This window comes from Flammeovirga sp. EKP202 (genome assembly GCF_014534745.1).
In the GTDB taxonomy this organism is placed as follows: Bacteria; Bacteroidota; Bacteroidia; order Cytophagales; family Flammeovirgaceae; genus Flammeovirga.
Map to the genome: position 1 here is coordinate 82,174 of NZ_JACVVP010000022.1, position 20,046 is coordinate 102,219.

Genomic DNA, 20,046 nt, shown 5'->3' on the forward strand with positions numbered 1-20,046 from the left:
TAACAGAAAGCGTAGAGCGTCCTCCTCACTTAATGTCTAGTTCTTAACTTGAGGCTGAATACGTTTTCAAACAGCACATAACGAACAGTGATCATTGAATAAGATTCAACCTCAAGTGATTGTTTTTTTAGTAAATTTTCTATTGATTAATGCATAAGCATAAAGTGTACGGCAATGCTCAATAAATGAAATTGAAAGGCTTCAATTCACAAAGAACAAGGTCTTGGAGATTGTTATCCCCATCACTACTCCATAAACTCCATTGATAAAATTATTTGAAATCAGTTTAACGAATAGAAAATTGATACTCAGATTTTATTTAATTACGAATAGATAAAAATTTGTAAATTTTATAAACTTAGTGTTATAATTTATGATTAGATTATAATGTTGTTGTCGTGTTTATTAATAGTCTGTCATTTCATTTAGTAGCTATCATTTGATAATAAATGAATGAAGAACATTAATTTAAGGATGTAGATTGATAAAAGACTGTTATGTTAGTATAATTCATTTCATTTCACGCTTCAAGTTGATTCCGTATCAAATCACCTCTACCCCTTCATGAACGAAAGGTTTTAAAATTTCCGAGGTTGGATTTAATTCCGTAATAATCGTATTGACGTGTTTTAGCTTCACTCCTAAGAAAGGTTGTGCAGTCATCAACTTATCAGAAGTTGCCACTGAAATCACCTTTCTTGAAGCATTCGCCATTGCGCCTTTCACTTCTACTTCTTCTCTGTCAATATCAGTAATACCACGATTAATGTCGATACTTCTTGTACCCATAAAACACAAATCTGCTTTTATGTCGGATAACTCATTGATTACAGAGTAACCAACAGTGACCAAAGCATTTGGAAGTAATTTACCTCCCAAGAAATAAACATCAAGAAAACGATAAGGAGCCAGACTTGTAGCAATAGGCAAACAGTTTGTGATAATGGTCGCTTTCAAGTCTTTTGGTAACTTTTTCGTGATTTCCAGGTTTGTAGTACCACCGTCAATCAAGATCACTAAATCATCTTTAATCAATGAAATAGCCTTATCAGCAATTACTTCTTTTTTAGCCTTAGAATAGACTTCTCTATCTTCATAACTAAATGGAATGTAAGATGAAACATCAGAGTGCTCATCAGTGCTATCCGCATTTTTAACGGCCCCACCATGTACTCTTCTGATTTTTCCAGAATCAGACAACTCTCTTAAGTCTCTTCTAATTGTATCTTCCGATACGTTCAAAGAGATACTCAATTCAGATGATAAAACTTTATTGTTTTTTCTGATTTCATCTAAAATAAATTGTTGTCTTTCTTCTTTTAGCATTTTTAATTGTGGCTAGATGAATAAAGTGTTTTGACTACACCACAAACATATAAAAACACGCACAAACACGCAAATTCAATTTGGATTATATTTATTAATAAATGTAAATAATTACAACTTTTTAATATAAATACTTACATAAAGGGTAAAAACGCATAGTTAACGACATCTAATAAAGAATGAAAAACATGCAGTTACTGCATCATAAAGCTGAAAACAAGCGGTTTACAAAATCCTTAACATCGTCAACAACAAGCAAAAACATGCAGGCATAAAAAAAAGAAAAGCAGAGATGCTTTTCTTCTTGATATATTTTAACAGCTTAAGATTAACTTAAAACTGCGAACTTTTCATGGGCTTCTAAATATGCCTTTACTTGCTCCATCAACCACATTGGTGTCGAAGTAGCGCCAGAGATCCCTACCTTATCTCCCACATTGATCCAAGATAAATCAATCTCGTTTTCGTTTTCAACAAAATAGCTTCTCGAATTATTTTTCAAGCAAACATTATAAAGTGCTTTACCATTAGAGGATTTCTTTCCGCTTACGAAGATAATCACATCCATTTCACCTGAGAATTTCACCATTTGAGGCTCTCTGTTAGAAACTTGTCGGCAGATACTATCATTCGCATTAAATAAAGTCTCATGAGCTCCTTCGCCATGTACTTCATCAATTCGTCTTTCAATCTCTGCTTTCAATTCATAAAATCCTTTTGTGGATTTTGTTGTTTGACTGAATAAAGTCACGGGCTGATTAAAATCTACCAATTCCAAATCCTCGATACCTGTTACAATGATGCAGTTATCGCCTGTTTGCCCTGTTAAACCAATCACTTCTGCATGACCCGGCTTACCGTAAATCACTAATTGTCCTTCTTGACTTGAAGTTTTATCATAAGCATTCTTCACACGGTTTTGTAGTTTTAATACAACCGGACAAGATGCGTCAATCAATTCAATATTGTTTTCAATGGCTGTTTTGTAAGTAGCAGGAGGTTCACCGTGTGCTCTAATCAATACTTTGCAATCACTCAGATCTTTTAATTGATCACGATCAATCACTACTAAGCCTTTTTCACGAAGTCGTTTTACCTCCATATCATTATGAACAATATCTCCTAAGCAGTACAATTTTCCAGAGTCATCCATTTCTTCCTCTGCCATTTGTATTGCAAATTCAACGCCGAAGCAATAGCCTGATTTATGATCTATAGTAACTTCCATTAGTGTATTTTTAATTTGAGAACATTGCAAATTTAAGAACTTTAATTGAGTCAGTAAAAAAATTACTCCTCATGAATGAATTTTTCAATTTTATTTAATTCCCCTCTTTTTACTTCCTTCAAATCATATTTTGAAGGAGATAGCACCTCTATCAAATGTTCCATTGCTTTTTCAGGAAATGCTGTTTCACCACAAGTGTAAAAATCTACTGAAACAAAGTGATGTTCAGGCCATGTATGCACCGCAAAATGACTTTCTTGTATGACCACAACACCAGAAACTCCATAAGGTGAAAAATGATGAAAAACAGACTGTACAATAGTCGCATTGGCCGCCACTGCAGCCGCTTCCATGATCTTTTTCATTGCTTCAGGACTATTGAGTGCTTCATGTTTACATGCATACAATTCTCCTAAAAGTTGCTTCCCTAAAAAAATTTCCTCTCCTTTATAAAAACTCATTTAATATATTTCCTAAAGTTTTAAAACTTATGTTCGACAAATTTGTTTGTATTTTTTTCCTTTTTCTCTTGACAAACTGTACTTCGAAAAAACAAGAAACTGACACTTTATTATATACGATACCTTTTGAAATTGAGACAGAAAATGATGAAAATATTCTTTCTATTATCAAAAAAAAGGTAGCACAAGACAAATACTGGCGATCTATTGGCACCCTATCCGACTCCTCTTTTGTGGAAATGATCAAACTTGACAGCATGTTTGTTTTGGATATACGTTATGCCACCAATAATAATTTCACAAAAAAAGTGCTCTACCCCTGCCCCAAGGCTTTGCTTCGTAAAAAAGTAGCCTTACAACTTATAAAGGTACAACATGAACTTCTTAAAAAGGGTTATAGAATAAAATTATTTGATTGTTATCGCCCATTAAGCGTACAGTGGAAAATGTGGGAGGCTTATCCCGACCGTCGTTATGTTGCTGACCCCAAAAAAGGGTCTTGGCACAACAAGGGGTCTGCCGTAGATTTAACACTTTGCACCATGGACGGCAAACAGGTAGACATGGGGACTACTTATGATTATTTTGGGAAAGAAGCTTGGCCTGCTTATCAAGATTTACCTCAGAATGTATTAGCTAACAGACGTTTATTGGCTGAAACAATGTGGAAATATGGTTTTGGCCCCACCTCTACAGAATGGTGGCATTATTCTTACAGGTTGATGAGCTTTCCGATATCAGATCACCCTCTGAATTGCGAATAAATATAAAAACGCAAAAAAAATACTTAATAAGACACTGACCTATAATATTTTACAAAATAATTTCATACATTGTTAAAACAAAAGATGAAGACTTTTAGTCGCTATCTTTTCTATAATTTATTATACCATTAATCATGAACAATCGCTTCCAACATGATTGTATTTAAAAATGAATCAGCATTTGTGGAATGGAATACCACCACAGATACTTTAATTTGTAACTGGAAAACTGTTACCAACTCGACGAAAATGGAAGAAGTCATTGAATCCATTGTAGAAATTCGTAACATAAATGAGATTAAACACTATGTATCCAATCGAAGTCATTTAAATTACTCCTGGTCAGGGCTTCCTGAGTGGCATATATTTTTTGACACGGACTCCAAATCCTTGTTAAACTTTGATGATGTTTATATCATTGACCCACACCAAAGTAGTAATGAACACCTAAAAGATTCACTAGAAACGATATCCGATAATATCAGTCCACAATTTGAATACAAAACCTTCAGGAATTACAAAGTCTACAAAAGTATAACTGAAGGATACCTTATAAAATAACAAAAGGCCTACTCTAAACAGTAGGCCTTTTGTTTTTTTAAAACTAGAATACTAACTCGTTTTTACTTTTCAAATAATAATACGTTCGTTCTTGAGAACCTTCTTGATGAGATGAAAGATCCAAATAAGTATTATTCTGCTCTTGGTCAATGACTCTGCCTTTCACTCCATCTTCCCATTGCATCATCATAATGTCTTTAATAATCTGATAATTTTGTTCTTCTAAAACAGGAGTAATGACCTCAATACGGTGATCAATATTTCTGGTCATCCAATCTGCCGAACCAATGTACATTTTCTCATCTTCTCCAGATCCAAAAATATAGACTCTTGAATGCTCCAAGAAACGATCAATAATACTTATCACTTCAATATTTTCACTTTGCCCTTCTACACCTGGCACCAAACAACAAATACCTCTTACGATCAATTGAATCTTCACACCTGCATTACTTGCCTTGTACAGATGTTTTATCATTTTTCGATCTTCAATACTATTCAATTTCAAAAAAATACGTCCTTCTCCACCACTTTTCACCTTCTTTATTTCTCTATCAATCAAGTTGGTAAATGTATCTCGTGATGTAAAAGGAGAAACCAATAGGTTCTTAATTTTCGGAACAATTAAATCTCCCTCCAATACTCCAAATACTTGATGCACTTCCTTTGTTAGGTTTGGATTTGCAGTCAATAACCCAAAATCTGTATAAATCGTGGCCGTTTTTTCGTTAAAGTTACCAGTGCCGATATAGGCAAAAGTTTCATTGATTGCGCCTTTTTCAATGTAGAGTATTTTTGAATGTACTTTTATTCCAGGGTAGCTGTACCTTACATTAGCTCCGGCATCCTCTAACCTTTTACCCCATTTTATATTATTTTCTTCATCAAAACGAGCTTTTGTTTCAATAAAAGCAAATACCTTTTTACCATTTTGGACGGCTCTCAATAAGGCTTTTGCAATTTTGGAATCCGAAGACACTCTATACAACGTTATTTTGATGGTTGTTACTTCCTCATCTTCAGCCGCTTCTTCAATCCATTTTAAAATTCCATCATACGACTCAAAAGGGAAATGTAAAATTCTCTCCTTTTCTTTAATTACTGAAAAAATGGATTGATCTGTTTTGATATAACTCGGAGCTATAGGAGGTAATTTTTTATTTTCCAATTGATCTCCAAGTGGATTCGGGAAACCAAAGAAATCTTTCATCTTATGATATTCTCCGCCGTATACGATATCAGTATCATTGATATCCAAGACCGCCTGAAGTTGTTGATTCGTTTCTTCATCAACCTTCGCGTCAATTAATGCTCTTGTAATTTGACCTACATTACGATTAGAAAGGGAATTTTTAATCTTCTCTAATAAGTCTCCTGAATATTCATCCTCGATATATAACTCAGCATCTCTTGAAACTTTAAGTTCAAAAAAAGACTGCTCATAACGTTCTTTGAGATATACCTTTAAAATATCATCTATATAGGCAATATTATGTCCATGATCAGAAGGTAGCTCAATGAACCTTACCTCTTCGGGTACTTTCACACATAGGATACCCCCTTCTGCTTTTGCAGTGATCAAGTATAACTTTTCATTTTCAATAAATAGACATTTCTCTTCAGAAGAAAAATCATCCTTTATCTCCAAAGGTTCTAGCAGTTTAGTATTAATGAAATCTTTCGCAAAATCTTTATACTCCTTTTCAATCTCATTTAAAGAAAGGATATGAATTCCAAGTTTATTGAGTTCAGGGGTGATTTCATTTCTAAAGATATGCCCAAGCACTTCACCTTGTCTATCTACTTCTTGTTTAATCTCTCTTAATAATCTATTAGGCTTTGTAATTAGCTTCTTCCTTAATTCCTTATCTAAACTTTTAATTTGACGTATATCAGATACTCTTACCTTAAAAAACTCATCCAAGTTCGAAGAATAAATCGCTAAAAATTTAATTCTTTCATATAATGGGTTGCTCTTGTCTTTTGCTTCTTGCAAAACTCTCTCATTAAAACGAAGCCATGATAAATCACGATTAAAAAAAGTATATTTCATAGTTTATAGATCTCTCTGTGTAAGTACTTAAGTTCAATAACAATAATAGTTCATATACGGGTAATGTCCTCATTTTAGTTATTACTAAAGAGTTAAAAATATTCAAGTTTAAGGTGTTATAAACTACAACAACATTGTAAACTAAATTATCGTCAACTTCTAATCTGGCTTTCTACTAGCTTTTATAGGAGCTACTTTCAAACTTCCTTCTTCTTCATTTTTGTCTTAACACAAAAACGAAGCAAAAAAGTCAAGGCTTTGAAGTCAAAAGCTAAATTTCATTCCTCTCGTCTAAATGATTTTAAACTCGCTGCGCTCAAACAGCAAAATCATTTTTAACGACTCATTCCATGAAATTCTGAACACTTTTCCCTTCAAGGCCAAAGGAAATACTACTAAATGATTATCTAATTACAAGTCAAAAGACAAGAGGTTTATAATTATCTCCTAAAATGCGGTTCTTTAGGAATATTGCATTGTAACGTCCTTGCGAACCACAATACTCTACCATTTATACTTAATAAAAAGAAACTGAATTAACATTAACTTCTAATCTGGCTTTCTACTAGCTTTTATAAGGTCTAATTTCCTTAAAAGAAAAAGGTTTCAATATCACAAAAATGACATTGAAACCTTTCGTACTGTTAGGCGATAGTTTTACCTATACACCCAACATTAAGTTTTTCAACTTTTTATCAGCAGGCTTATTTCCTAACCAGATACCAAAAAGTGCTCTTTGGAACTCTTCTCCTTTAACCGTCGTTAGTAATTTCCCGTTTTTATATGCTTTTAACTCTTTACCTGAAGTGACAAACTTGAAGATATCTCCTACTTCAACCTCTTCTCCAAATACAGCAATAAAGCTATCAATTTCAGATTGTAAGCTAGAAGTATCTCCTCCTAATGAGTTTTTAAACCCAGCTCTTACAGTTTCCTCCATTTTTTCAGCCGTAATCAAACTTGAAATAATATCAAGTTGAATCATCTTCATATCATTACTGTATAGAATCTTGTTTGCATCAGAAGATTTCCCAGGTAAATAAAGACTTCCTACATACAATGACAAGAAGTATTTAGATCTTACACCTGCTCCATTTAATTGGAGTTTCGTTCCTGATTCCTCTACCGAGTTTTGAAGAACTACATCTGAAATCTCTGTTGTTTGTGCACTGACAGTTACCACTGACATTACAGTCAGTAGAAATGCGATAAATGCTCTTTTCATCTTATTTAATTCTAAAAAGTGTGTTTAAAGGTTTCGAAGGTGCGCTTTTTTTGAGCCACCACAAAGTTTTGTTCTTGAAAGATAACAAAAATTTATTTATGAATAAACATTCACGATTAAACTCTTATCGTATCTTTATTTGCTAGTTTAATTTCGATCCATTTTACAAAGCGAGCCAACAGCTTGTAATACAATGCAATGAAAAGCAAAATATACATTCCCCAAAGAATAACAATGTTAAACCAGAAGGTTTTGTGAAGCTGTCCCATAAAATGCTTTTGAGGAGCGAAGAAGTGCGTTCTGAAATCAAAAGGCCCTCTTGCTTCATTTGGAGCATGGTAAATAGGATAAATCCTTTGTATTAGTTTTGAACCGTATTCTACAATTCGTTTTTCTGCAATTGTGTTTTTTACAAATTCTGATATGTTATCGTTTGTATAAGTATCTTTTAAATCAAGGTATTTTTCCTTTCCGTATTGATCTAATAACTCTTGAACTTTCTCTTCTTTTTTCTTTTTCCAATAAATATAGGCCATGTTTACATGTTCTCTTGCATCCAAGAAAAACTGATGAAGCTTATTCGCATCTGCTAAAGTGAATTTACTGGGATTGAAGTCAATTTTAAAATCCATCTCAGCACCATACTCATCTTCGTTTTCAAAGTTTTTACATTCATGCTCCAGCAAGACCAAGTTATCCTCAAACTTAGAACGGGTAATTTTATCTTCCTCTTTATTATGAAGGTATAATTTACAGTCTTCAAGTTTACTAATCAAAGTAGGAATATAATACGTTCTTAAGTAGTCTGCAGAATGTATTTCTGTATCTAGCGTAAAGAAATGCTTTTCAAATAAATTATCAGAAAACTGCTCTACCATCAATCCCTCAAATGCCCATCTTGAAGCCATCAATTCTCCTACAAATGGAACTTTTCCTTCTTGATTTTTAAATACAGGATTAATATTAGCGTACTGTACCACTACACCACCCAATAATAACTGAGGAATCAGAATAATAGGAATAAGTATATAAACGGTTGCTACTGACTTGAAGGCACTTGACACGTTCAAACCGATCATATTAGCGACACAAGCAGTCGAAAAAAGCATTAAAAAATACTCCAGATACATTGACCCAATACCCATGATTGTATTTCCTATCAATACAAACACTAATACTTGAACGGCAGACATTCCAGAAAGAATTGCCATTTTTGAACATAAATAAGAGATCCTACTTAGTGATAGATAAACCTCCCGCTTCCGAATTTTACGGTCTTTAATAAGTTCCTCTGCACTGATCATCAACCCAAGAAAGAGGGCTACAATGACTGCCATAAAAATATATGATGGCATATTCATATTCTCTCTAAAGACATAATCAACTCGATTCCCTAATTCATCTAAATGATAAAAATAGACAATCAACGATAACATTAGTGCCAATAAAGGTGCTTGTAAGAGGTTGACTACTAAGTACTGTTTATTATTGAGTTTTGTATTGAGATCTCTTAAGACAAATATTCTAAACTGCTTTAATTTAGATGGAAGGTCCAATACACTTTTAGGTGGTTCTTTCACCGTTTCAATCTTTGGGACCTTTACATATTCTTTATAACGTTCGAACCAGTGTTCTGGCTTCCACTTCCTTTTCCTTGTCCTACGACCATACTCATCCAGAACTTTTGATTCAATGATCTCAAATACCTCTTCAGAATCTACATTCCCACAGCGTGTACACTCACTTTCTACATCCGCATACATCGCTTCTTCCTTGAAATAACTTACCGCCGTAATCGGGTTACCGTAATACACTGGATAACCTCCAACATCCAATACTAATAATTTATCAAACATCTTATAGATATCAGAAGAAGGTTGGTGAATCACCACAAAGATTAACTTCCCTCGGTTTGTTAATTGGCGAAGCAAATCAATCACATTTTCTGAATCTTGAGAAGACAATCCAGAAGTAGGTTCATCAACGAATAGCACACTCGGTTCCCTTAGTAATTCCAAACCAATGTTCAACCTTTTACGCTGCCCTCCACTGATCGTTTTTTCTAATGGATTCCCAACTTTTAAATCTTTCACAGCAAAAAGACCCAAGTTTTCGATGGTTCTCATGATGATTTTTTCAACTTCTTCATGATCCGAATGGGCGAAACTTAGCTTTGCTGCGTAATATAAATTCTCATAAACGGTTAATTCTTCGATTAAAAGGTCATCTTGAGGAACGTACCCCAATACCCCTTTTATCTCTTCCGGATTTTGATGAATATCGATACCATTAATCAATACTTCTCCATATTTAGGCTTGTGTGTTCCATTCAGTACATTGAGTAATGTAGATTTACCAGAACCACTTGCCCCCATCAGGGCAACCATATTTCCACCTTCTTCAATGAGATCGACATCATGCAAACCATGTTTTTTCCCAAAGTAATAGTTGATTTTTTTGGCTTCGAAGGAAATAGGATCTGTTGACTCACTTCCAATAAAAACACCTGCTATTTCTGAATGGTAAAGATTAAACGAACCTCCGTTTGAAGTATTGATTCGGATCACGCCACCTACATCCAGTGGATATGCTCTACCCATTTGCATTCGTTCTCCGTTAATCACGAAAATCTGTCCTTTTCGAGTGGTTTTTACAAAGTACATTCTAGCCAAAGGCATATAAAGCACTGCTAAAGGCACTCCTATTTCTTTTCGGTAAAGATGCTTACCCTCTGTTTCAAAATCTTCTTGATTGGTAATTGCCAAACAACCTTCAATTTCAGATAGTTTTTGAATATCATTTGTATTCATAAACTTCTGCATCCTGTCTAACCTATTAAAGTCAAGATTGAAAGCATCGCAAATCACTCTCATGATTGCCTGTTCATCTTCAGAAAACACACCATTAGAATAAGCCAATTCCAACAAGTCAATCACCATCACAATACGTTGCCTCAGTGTCAGATCTCTTGCCGCTGAAAGTGCAATATTTCTGATCAATTCTTCATCAACATTTTGTCTTGCTTGAAGCTCAAAAATTTCAACGTATGTATTAGTATTACTCTCGTGTAGTGTATTTTTTAAGTATTCTTCTAAAATCTCCAGTGCCTCATCAATTGATCCATCAGCACAGGCCATAATAGCAAAAAGTTTAGTAAGAGATTTTAATACTTTCTCATTCATAAGTAAGATTGTTTCGTAAAGCTGAAATAGGATGCTTATGTCGTCATTCAGTTGTTGTAATAGTCCTATAAAGAAACAAAAAAAGTCCTGTGTTTTCAAACACAGGACTCTTAAATCTATTGGATAATAAAAAACTATTCTGAAACAGTCATAGTTCTTAATTTTTCTACGATTGTAGAAATACCTTTAAGGTCATCCGCTTTTAATTGATAACCACCTTTGTTATCTTTTAATTTTTCATCAAAGTTAAGCTTATCGTACTCCGCTTGTAATGATTTGAATGATTTAGCGTACTCAACTGCTTTATCACTTCCGTTTTGTAAAGGAGCTAAGATCTCAACAATTGCATCAATTGATGAACGTTGTTTTGCGATAGAAGACATTAAGTCCACTAATAACGCATCTCTTGCTGCTTCTGGAAGATCTGCTGGAGCATTGTTTACTAAACCTAAAGAGATATGTAAAGCTTCCAAAGTAGTACCTGTTACGATCAAAGCGGCAACATCGTACTGAGAATTTGTGTTTAAGAATTGCTTTACTTTACCCTCTGAAGCTGAAATTACTTTCAACATTGCTTCTTTATCAGACAATGATTTCTCTAACTTATCGCTTAGGTCTTCACCCATTGCTTGAGAAATACCTAGTTTGTCAGATAACGTTTTGGCTGTTGTGAAATAATCAATTGCTTCTTGTGCTTTACCAAATGCTGATAAATAAGCAATATCAGAGATATAAACACCAAAGTTCAATGCCGAAGAAGCTTCTGTTAACGTGTAAGAAGTTGCGTTATCTCTTTTATTCAAAAGAGTAGCATCAAACTCAGCACCACTTCTTTCTAATAATACAGGGATTGCAGTAGGCTCAGGAGCATTGTTAAGAATAAGGTTAAAATCTGCTTTTGTTGCTTTTTGAGCTGCGATTTCCTTCTTTGCTGTTTCTTTATTCTGTGCAGTTTCAGATGAACCACCACACGCTACAAGAGAAGTTGCTAAACCACATGCTAAAGCTACTTTCCCTAATTGCTTGAATTGTGAGCTGAATGTCATAATTTATAAAGTCCGATCAGTTTTACCTAAAAAATTTTATGCTCAAAAATAATTGTAAATATTATATATCAAAAAAAATCAACATAATTCATTGAGAAAAAAATTATTTTAAATCAAATGATCTTATCTTTGCTTTATGGAAAATGAACTAGGTTTTATCTCCCAAATGTTTGATACTTTATATCTATTTCCTGAGGAACTAGAAGATATAGAGATCCCTGAAGAAGAACTTGAACAGGAAGAAGAAAAGGTAGTTGAAAAAGCAGATGCAACAGAGAAAACACCTGCTATTACACCCAAAAAGGTGATTAGAAAGCAACTTCCTACAGACTACTATGGTGAGAATAAAAGACATATCGTCATCTTTATTGAACATAGTGGCGTAGATATATTTAGAAGTAAAGAATTTCAGTTATTATTGAAGATATTGGGGGCGTTACAACTTACATTACAGGAAGTTGCAGTCATCAATGTATTAGAACAAAAAGACAATTTAGAGGCATTGATTAAAAAATTAGAGCCTGAATATTATTTGTATTTTGTCAATCAAAATGAAAGTCCGCTTTCTAACGAAAAAATTGCAAAGTACATTCCTACTGAAATTGATGGACATCAAGCTGTAGCCGCAGATGGCCTTACAAAGTTACTTTTAGATGTCGATAAGAAAAGAGAGTTATGGATGGCTCTAAAAATATTATTTGAGTTATAAAACACCTATAACACAATACAAAAAATCCTATTTACAAGTTATTGCAAATAGGATTTTTTGTTTTATATGACTTGGCATTAGAAGAGTTCAAATCATGAAACTTCCTTGCCATGATAACTTCTTATATCATCAGTAATCTCCAAATACCTGTAATGAAAACGAGTACCAAACCAGCAGGTGTAAGGTATTTCCAACACAGCGTCATCAATTGATCCACTCTCAATCGAGGGTATGTCCATCGAATCCACATTTGGATAAATACTAAAGTCAACGCTTTACTCATCAACCAAACAACGCCCCATGCATAGGCTGAGAACTCCCCAACTGTACCGGATGTCCAATCTGCCAAACGAACAGGACCAATATTGATAAATGGTGTATTCCAAGAACCTAAGAACAATACTGCAGCAAACACTGACCCTAAAAGCATCACTCCATATTCTGACAGCATCATGAAGGCAAATCTCATCCCTGAATATTCAATATGATAACCAGCGATAATTTCAGACTCCGCCTCTGGTATATCAAAAGGTGCTCTATTGGCTTCTGCTAAAGAAGAAATAAAGAAGATCAAAAAGGCAATCAATAAAAATGGATTTCTAAAGATATTCCAGTTTAAAAAACCTCCTAATTGCGTCACTTCAATGCCGAGACCTTTCAGACCAAATAAGTAATTTTGATCTACGGTGAAAATACCTTGCTGTAAAGAAATGATCTCCGTATTTAAAGATTGTGCTGTCATTACAGCACATAATACCGAAAGGCCAAGTGGTACTTCGTAAGACACCATTTGTGCTGCAGATCTCATAGCCCCATATAATGAATATTTATTATTAGAACTCCATCCTGCGGCCAAAATCCCCAAAACTTCTAATGATAAAATGGCAAGGATATAGAAAACACCTACATCAGTACCCGATCCATAAAGGCCATTTGTGAATGGCAATACTGCAAATCCTGCAAATACAGGCATAAAAATTAATATTGGAGCTACCTTAAATATAGGTTTATCCGCTGCTTTAGGAATTATATCTTCTTTTAATAAAAGCTTGGCGATATCTGCTAAGGTTTGTAAAAGACCATAAGGACCCAAATTTACAGGTCCCATTCTATCCTGAATCCATGCAGAAATTTTTCGTTCGGCGTAAACCCCAAATAGTGCAAATGTCAATAAGAAAGGAAGATAAAATAAAAGTGCTAGCATAGTTCTTCTTTTTCCAAAAAAGTAAATTGAGCGGCAAGTTAATCAAACAAAATACGAGGTCAAAAGTAATCCCTATATTTTAAGTTATTCTATTGCTTCTGAAAAGAAATCTTACCGATTTTCAAAAAAATTAAACTCAAAGTGTATTCTGTTAAAAATTAATCAACAATAATTTAAATATTCCGCAACATTCATTTTATATAGTGTTACATAATTTACGTTAAAAATCTCTATCTGTCCACCTTTTAAAATTGTTTGACGACTTAAGAATTAGTTTGTAAATATTTGCTGAGCTTAACTAAATTTAATACTTTTACGAACTGCCATTTTATTAAATAGATCACTTTTTACCATCATAGATAGAGTAATCTAATTTTTTTCGTGATTCTATGTATTTAGATGATTAAATTTTAAAGTTTTGACTAGATATATCTCAGTAATATTTTTTATACTGATCTCTATTAATACTTATTGCCAAAATAGTATTAAAGTAACTGGGCAAATTATTGATGAACAAACCAACGAATCCATTCCTTATGCAAGTGTATATATTGAGGGGACTACAATAGGAACACTTTCAGATTTGGATGGAAAATTTTCGGTCAATGTTCCTTTACCCCTAAATAATAAAGTCCTCATTGCCTCATTTATGGGCTATTCTACTCGGAAAGAAAAACTGTCCGGTAAGAATGCCAAAGAGGAACTTGTTATTAAGTTAAAGACTTCTTCTAAACAATTGGAAGAGGTAGTAGTTCGCACCAAAAAATGGGAAAATCCTGCTTGGCCTATTTTGCGATCAGTACAAAAAAACAAATCACTCAACGACAGAGAAAAGCTAAAAGCCTACGAGTATGAAAGCTACACCAAAACAAATATTTGGGTAGGAAATGTAAATGAAAACTTCAAAAAGAAAAAAGTTGTAAGCGATATCCTTGATACTTTTGAGAATTTTGAAAAAGTGGAAGACGCCAACGGACAACCAATTATTCCAATTTTTGCTTCTGAGGTACTTTCTAATATGTTTTTCATTAAAAATCCTGATGCTAAAACGGAACAGATTGTCAAATCAAGAATTAGAAGTGTAGGTCCCGATGATGATGAAATGATTACTCAAGTAGTCGGATCTTCATTTGTAGATTTCAACCTCTACAACAACAACTTCTTATTTATTGGAAAAACATTTATTTCTCCAATCACTTCAGAATGGAGGAACTTTTACGACTATACTTTAGACCCTAAAAAAGTAGACGTAAACGGAATTCAGTGTCATAAGATTGCTTTTGAACCCCGACGTGAGGAGGACTTAGCTTTTAAAGGAACTTTATATGTGGCTGATTCAGCACATCATTATGCACTCGTAAAAATTGATGGAACGCTTGGACAAGGAGCAAATATAAATTTCATCGACAGTGTACATATTGATCAGACATACACTCCAATGGTACAAGAGGATGGCAAACCTGCTTGGATGCCTTTGAATCAGAATTTTGTACTATCTGTAGGAAAAATCGCTGATAAATGGGCGAAGGTTAAAATAAAAATCAAAATTAATAATAAAGATTTTGCCATCAACAAACCGAAGTCACGTAACTTTTATGAACAGCCTGTATTAGTGGCAACTGATGCTTATCTGGATGGTAATAATGAAGAGTTTTGGCAAGCACATCGACACGAGAAACTTTCACCGGTTGACGCCCAAGTCTTCTCCATGATCGACTCAGCTGAAGAAACTCCTAGAGTGAAACTTCTTGCTAGTATCGGTGACATGATTATCAGTGGTCATAAAAAAGTTGGACCGATAGAACTTGGCCCTATCCCTTTTGTGTACGCGAACAACAGTGTAGAAAAACACCGTTTTCAGGTTGGTATTAGAACTAATAACGAGTTTAGTAATAAATTTTCATTCAGTGGGTTTGGTGCATATGGTGTAGAAGATGAAAAATGGAAATATGGTGTAATGGCTAGAGCTATACTTAATAAGGAAAAATGGAGTATTATCGGTATACAGCATTCAAATGATTTAAGTAGAGTAAGTGTAAACCAAGCCAATTTCAATAGTAGACCTATCTTCTTAGCTTCTATGCGTTGGGGTGACATGCGTTATCCATTTATGGAACAAAATACCAATATATGGTATGAAACGGATATTGTCAGAGGGTTAAATATTCAAGCAAAATTCTCAAAAAGAATTATTGATCCTTTATTCCCTTACAAAATGAATGGTGAATTTATAGATAACAAGCCCGTTTACGACCGTCTGAATGGATCAGAATTTTTCTTTAAACTGACCTACGGCCTTGGCTACAAATATGTAGCAACTCGTACGCACAACCGTAAAAAAATAGCACAAGACAACCGACCTCGACTTACAATTGATTACACGATCGGTTTATCTGATTTATTTGGTAGTAATTATGATTTCCAGCAAATCAGAGTAGGACTTGACCAAAAAGCCAGGTTAGGTAAGATCGGTACTTCGACTTATACCTTGACTGCAGGCTATATTCCAACTAAAACACCTTTCCCTTTATTATCGATGCCATTTGGTAATAATGTACCTCTATTTTACAATCAATTCGCTTTCAATATGATTGACCTTGGTGAATTTGTAGGAGATCGATGGGCATCGTTACAGCTATTGCACCGCTTTGAAGGAAATATTCTAAATAGAATTCCTTTAATCAAAAAGCTAGGATGGAGAACAGTAGGAATTTGTAATATCGTTTATGGTGACTTGAGTGAGAAAAACGCCAACCAAAGTGTTCTCCCTCAATTACTTCCTGGCGAAGAATATGACCCTGAACGAGAAGCCATAGCATTGGATCCTTCAATGCCTTATGTTGAATTAGGAACAGGCGTAGAAAATATTTTTAAGTTCTTAAGAGTCTATACTATTTGGAGAACGACCAACCATAGACCTTCCTCAAGAAACTTTGGCGTATACTTAACAGCGGGAATTAGCTTCTAATTGAATGGTTAATTTGAAGGCTGTACTTATATTTGTAAAAAAATAAAATTATGAAAATAAGAGTAGGACAAGGTTACGATGTTCACAAGCTTGGTGAAGGAGAAGAATTATGGTTGGGGGGAATTCAACTAGATCATACGCATGGTTTAATTGGTCATTCTGATGCTGATGTTCTTATTCATGCAATTTGTGATGCCGTTTTAGGAGCAGCCAATATGAGAGACATTGGCTATCATTTTGCTGATACCGACCCACAATATAAAGGCATTGACAGTAAGATATTATTGAAAGATGTAATGAAAATTATCCGTGCAGAAGGTTGGGAGTTTGGGAATGTAGATTGCACAATTGTGGCACAACGTCCAAAAATCAATCCTCATATACCTGCCATGAAAAAATGCATGGCAGAGGTGATGAATGTGGATGAAGAAGATATTTCCATTAAGGCTACAACCTCTGAAAAAATGGGGTTTGTAGGAAGAGAAGAGGGAATGGCAGTACATGCTGTTGCCTTGATTACAAAAGCATAAAAAAATAGGACGTTGTTATCGAAACAACGTCCTGTTTTTTTTATCTCTATTCTGTCTCTAAACCTAATTCACTAAGTAAAAGAGATGCATTGAATTTCTCACATACTCCATTTTTAAGTTTATAATCGAAATCAAATTCATTATTCGTATAATCAAAGTCAAAATGGTAGTTCTTTGTGATATCCGGTTTCTTTTCTTCAAATTCAGAAAGCTGAAGATCATGAGTAGCAACTAAGATATGGGCTTCTGATGATTGCTGTAACTTTTGAAGTAAGGCGAACGAGCCCTTCAATTTATCTACTGAGTTGGTTCCTCTCAACATTTCATCCACCAAGAATAAATCACATCCCCCTTGGCCCACCGCTTCAATAATCAAACGGATTCTCTCTAATTCCGCTTTAAAGGTGGACTCACTTAATCTTAATGAATCCGCTATACGCATTGAGGTAATCAACCTTGGCTTCTTACCCATTTTAAATGAAGAGGCACAAACGACTGTACCCGCATAGGCTAATAGTAAATTGACTCCAACAACCCTCAGAAAGGTACTTTTACCTGACATATTTGAGCCTGTCACAATACTTATTCTATTCGCATTATTCAAACTATAAGTATTACGAACACCCCCACTCTGAATACCGTTTGTCCCTTCGAAAATAAGTGGATGTCCCATCTCTGTACCTTCAAATACAAAATCAGAACTATTCTCAAAGGTTGGCATTGCCCAATGTTCATGATTTCTCTTATGAGTTCCTAAACTATTGTAAGCTTCTAAAACACCAATTACATCGAATAGTTTATCAAATAAATCAGGATATTTATTAAACCATTTACGGATTTTAAAAACTACCAAAATATCAAACGGAATGAAGACATATAAAACTACCAAACCCAACATGTTTTTTCGGATATATAATTGCTCAATATCGTTGGAGAGTTTGAGTAATGGTGTATAAAAATCACCACCTTCCAATTCTTTGATCTTTTGAACGAGTAATTCACTTTGAAACTTTTCTTCGCTGATCAGCTTAATAGCGTTAGCCAAACGGGATAAAGACTCAGAAGTACTATCAAGGTAAGCAATAAATGCAGCAATGTCTTTCCCCACTCTGCCCATTACCCAAAAATTGGCTAATACCAAAACTGTAGCTGCTTCTTTGGAATATTCAAATGAAGTATTCACACTCACCAGTATTAATAGCCACGCTATCGGTACAAATGCCAAGTAGGCTTTATAGAATAGTTCTTTCTTAAACTTGAAATTCTTTAAAGCAATAGCGTTAATGTTCAGCACTTTATTCTGTTTCACATTATCAAAAAGAAATAGCTTCAACTGATCTGAAAAAGACTCTTTTGTTGATAATTCCTTTACAGCTTCTTGTCGTTGAATGATCTCTTCCGTTGGAGTGGCATGACTATCCTGTGCAAAAAATGATGCTAATAAGCTTTTCCCCCACTGCGTTGAGCAACGGTTGATAAAATGATATAAAGAATGCGCTCCAAAAACGTCTAAATCGTGACCATAATTATGTACAGAGGTGTGATAATCTTCACCATCATCATAAATATTAGCTTCGCCATTTTTGATGTTTACTTCATTTTGCGTCAACAGTTTTAACAACTCTAAGTCATTAATTTTTTTTGACACTTCAGTATGTCTCCTCACGATAAAAATGAAAAGCATAAAAATTGAAATAAAACTTAAAAAAAGTCCCCCCTCTTCAAAAAATTGATAAGCAAAATAAGATACAAATAAACCCGCAACAACAGTAGACAATCTCATCATCGAGTACTTTTGAGATTGAGCATTTAATTGCTGTAATTGTTGAGAAATTTGATTTAGCTTTCCTTGATAATTCGGCATTGAATGTAATTTTGACGATCGTTTATCTTGTTAAGAATAATGTTGAAATCGTATTTTAATAAAATGCAAAACTTCAACCTTACCCTACATGTGTATTCAGCAAATGTAAAAGAAAAACATTAATAATTTACATTACGTGATCCATGTTCAATGATAAGTTAAAGGACCTTTTTCACAACACTGGTGTTAAAAAACATCAAAACATTCGTTCGCAAACAATTACAAACTGTTTAAAACTAACTAAGCAACTATAATTTAAGGGGATTTATAGCAGGTCACTCCAATTAAAAAAAGTAAAAGGCTTCAGTTAATTCCAACTTTTCTACGTTACATTTGCATATAGAAATACTACTATCTTTAACGTTTTGAGAAATACTAAAACATATAAGCATTTATTCAGACACCTATTTACTATTTGGGTGGCACTCCACACATTGAATTACAGTGTGGACATTGATGCTGTATTGTTTTCTCAAGCCAACTACTCTACTGAAGAATATACTCTTCATGACAACAAGGTAGAGTCTTTCTTTGAGATTTTTGTCAACCTATTTTGGGATGGTCACCTAGATGACCTAAAAGACAACCCCTTCTCACAAAACGAATCCAAAAGTTTTATCCCCAAGGTTTTTACATTCCTAAAAACCTGTCAGATTATCCATGAAGTAGCGGTGAAAGAATTGATCTTTAAAGAACATTTGAGCTTCTTTTATTTAGATCAAAGTTACCCTACTCCCACTTCTGACATCATTCCTCCCCCTCCACGAGTGGCTTAAGGGTATGTACTAATACTTCTTCAAGTTTGTAAAGAAAATGCCTATTAAACGACATTGTAGATGAAATTCAGAATTACTGTTGTATTCATCCTTTACATATCGTTGTGAAATAAGCCGTTTTCATCTCTTGTATTAAGTAGTATGCATCT

The 20,046-nt window shown here is 34.2% G+C and carries 15 protein-coding genes; 6 read left to right on the forward strand and 9 right to left on the reverse strand.

Annotation, left to right across the window (positions count from 1 at the left end; all coding sequences use genetic code 11):
• Positions 1-543: 543 nt before the first annotated feature.
• The 3 genes from IC221_RS14980 to speD all read right to left on the reverse strand — a co-directional run bounded on the left by IC221_RS14980 (position 544) and on the right by speD (position 3,015).
• Positions 544-1,326, reverse strand: coding sequence for a DeoR/GlpR family DNA-binding transcription regulator (locus IC221_RS14980; protein WP_044202092.1), 783 nt, complete (start codon positions 1,324-1,326; stop codon positions 544-546).
• Positions 1,327-1,654: 328 nt separating this feature from the next.
• A complete protein-coding gene (locus IC221_RS14985; protein WP_188169741.1) occupies positions 1,655-2,554 on the reverse strand; it encodes a 4-hydroxy-3-methylbut-2-enyl diphosphate reductase in 900 nt (299 codons plus the stop codon).
• Between the two features lie 62 nt (positions 2,555-2,616).
• Entirely contained in the window at positions 2,617-3,015 is a 399-nt protein-coding gene (gene speD / locus IC221_RS14990; protein ID WP_044202096.1) for an adenosylmethionine decarboxylase, read from the reverse strand.
• A gap of 29 nt (positions 3,016-3,044) precedes the next feature.
• On the opposite strand from speD, the gene IC221_RS14995 reads away from it, so the two are divergent.
• Both IC221_RS14995 and IC221_RS15000 read left to right on the forward strand, forming a co-directional pair.
• On the forward strand, positions 3,045-3,779 hold the full coding sequence (locus IC221_RS14995; RefSeq protein WP_188169742.1) for a M15 family metallopeptidase: 735 nt from the start codon (positions 3,045-3,047) through the stop codon (positions 3,777-3,779).
• A gap of 153 nt (positions 3,780-3,932) precedes the next feature.
• Complete coding sequence (locus IC221_RS15000) at positions 3,933-4,340, forward strand: hypothetical protein (RefSeq protein ID WP_188169743.1); 408 nt, start codon at positions 3,933-3,935, stop codon at positions 4,338-4,340.
• Positions 4,341-4,383: 43 nt separating this feature from the next.
• Here IC221_RS15000 and ppk1 read toward each other — a convergent pair whose 3' ends face one another.
• The 4 genes from ppk1 to IC221_RS15020 all read right to left on the reverse strand — a co-directional run bounded on the left by ppk1 (position 4,384) and on the right by IC221_RS15020 (position 11,846).
• Positions 4,384-6,393 carry a polyphosphate kinase 1 gene (ppk1, locus tag IC221_RS15005; protein ID WP_188169744.1) on the reverse strand — a complete coding sequence of 670 codons (2,010 nt, stop codon included), beginning with the start codon at positions 6,391-6,393 and terminating at the stop codon, positions 4,384-4,386.
• A 661-nt stretch (positions 6,394-7,054) separates the two neighbouring features.
• Entirely contained in the window at positions 7,055-7,618 is a 564-nt protein-coding gene (locus IC221_RS15010) for a chalcone isomerase family protein (protein ID WP_223241395.1), read from the reverse strand.
• Positions 7,619-7,734: 116 nt separating this feature from the next.
• A complete protein-coding gene (locus IC221_RS15015; protein WP_188169745.1) occupies positions 7,735-10,800 on the reverse strand; it encodes an ATP-binding cassette domain-containing protein in 3,066 nt (1,021 codons plus the stop codon).
• Between the two features lie 134 nt (positions 10,801-10,934).
• A complete protein-coding gene (locus tag IC221_RS15020; protein WP_188169746.1) occupies positions 10,935-11,846 on the reverse strand; it encodes a hypothetical protein in 912 nt (303 codons plus the stop codon).
• Positions 11,847-11,982: 136 nt separating this feature from the next.
• On the opposite strand from IC221_RS15020, the gene IC221_RS15025 reads away from it, so the two are divergent.
• Positions 11,983-12,555, forward strand: a complete 573-nt coding sequence (locus tag IC221_RS15025; RefSeq protein ID WP_188169747.1) for a hypothetical protein — start codon at positions 11,983-11,985, stop codon at positions 12,553-12,555.
• A 121-nt stretch (positions 12,556-12,676) separates the two neighbouring features.
• Here IC221_RS15025 and IC221_RS15030 read toward each other — a convergent pair whose 3' ends face one another.
• A complete protein-coding gene (locus IC221_RS15030; protein ID WP_367397771.1) occupies positions 12,677-13,786 on the reverse strand; it encodes an NADH-quinone oxidoreductase subunit H in 1,110 nt (369 codons plus the stop codon).
• A 391-nt stretch (positions 13,787-14,177) separates the two neighbouring features.
• Between IC221_RS15030 and IC221_RS15035 the strand changes: the two genes are divergently transcribed.
• Both IC221_RS15035 and ispF read left to right on the forward strand, forming a co-directional pair.
• Entirely contained in the window at positions 14,178-16,727 is a 2,550-nt protein-coding gene (locus IC221_RS15035) for a DUF5686 and carboxypeptidase-like regulatory domain-containing protein (protein ID WP_188169749.1), read from the forward strand.
• A 50-nt stretch (positions 16,728-16,777) separates the two neighbouring features.
• On the forward strand, positions 16,778-17,257 hold the full coding sequence (ispF, locus tag IC221_RS15040; protein WP_188169750.1) for a 2-C-methyl-D-erythritol 2,4-cyclodiphosphate synthase: 480 nt from the start codon (positions 16,778-16,780) through the stop codon (positions 17,255-17,257).
• Between the two features lie 46 nt (positions 17,258-17,303).
• Here ispF and IC221_RS15045 read toward each other — a convergent pair whose 3' ends face one another.
• Complete coding sequence (locus IC221_RS15045) at positions 17,304-19,121, reverse strand: hypothetical protein (RefSeq protein ID WP_188169751.1); 1,818 nt, start codon at positions 19,119-19,121, stop codon at positions 17,304-17,306.
• 365 nt (positions 19,122-19,486) lie between these two features.
• On the opposite strand from IC221_RS15045, the gene IC221_RS15050 reads away from it, so the two are divergent.
• Positions 19,487-19,897 carry a hypothetical protein gene (locus tag IC221_RS15050; protein ID WP_188169752.1) on the forward strand — a complete coding sequence of 137 codons (411 nt, stop codon included), beginning with the start codon at positions 19,487-19,489 and terminating at the stop codon, positions 19,895-19,897.
• Positions 19,898-20,046: the final 149 nt, after the last annotated feature.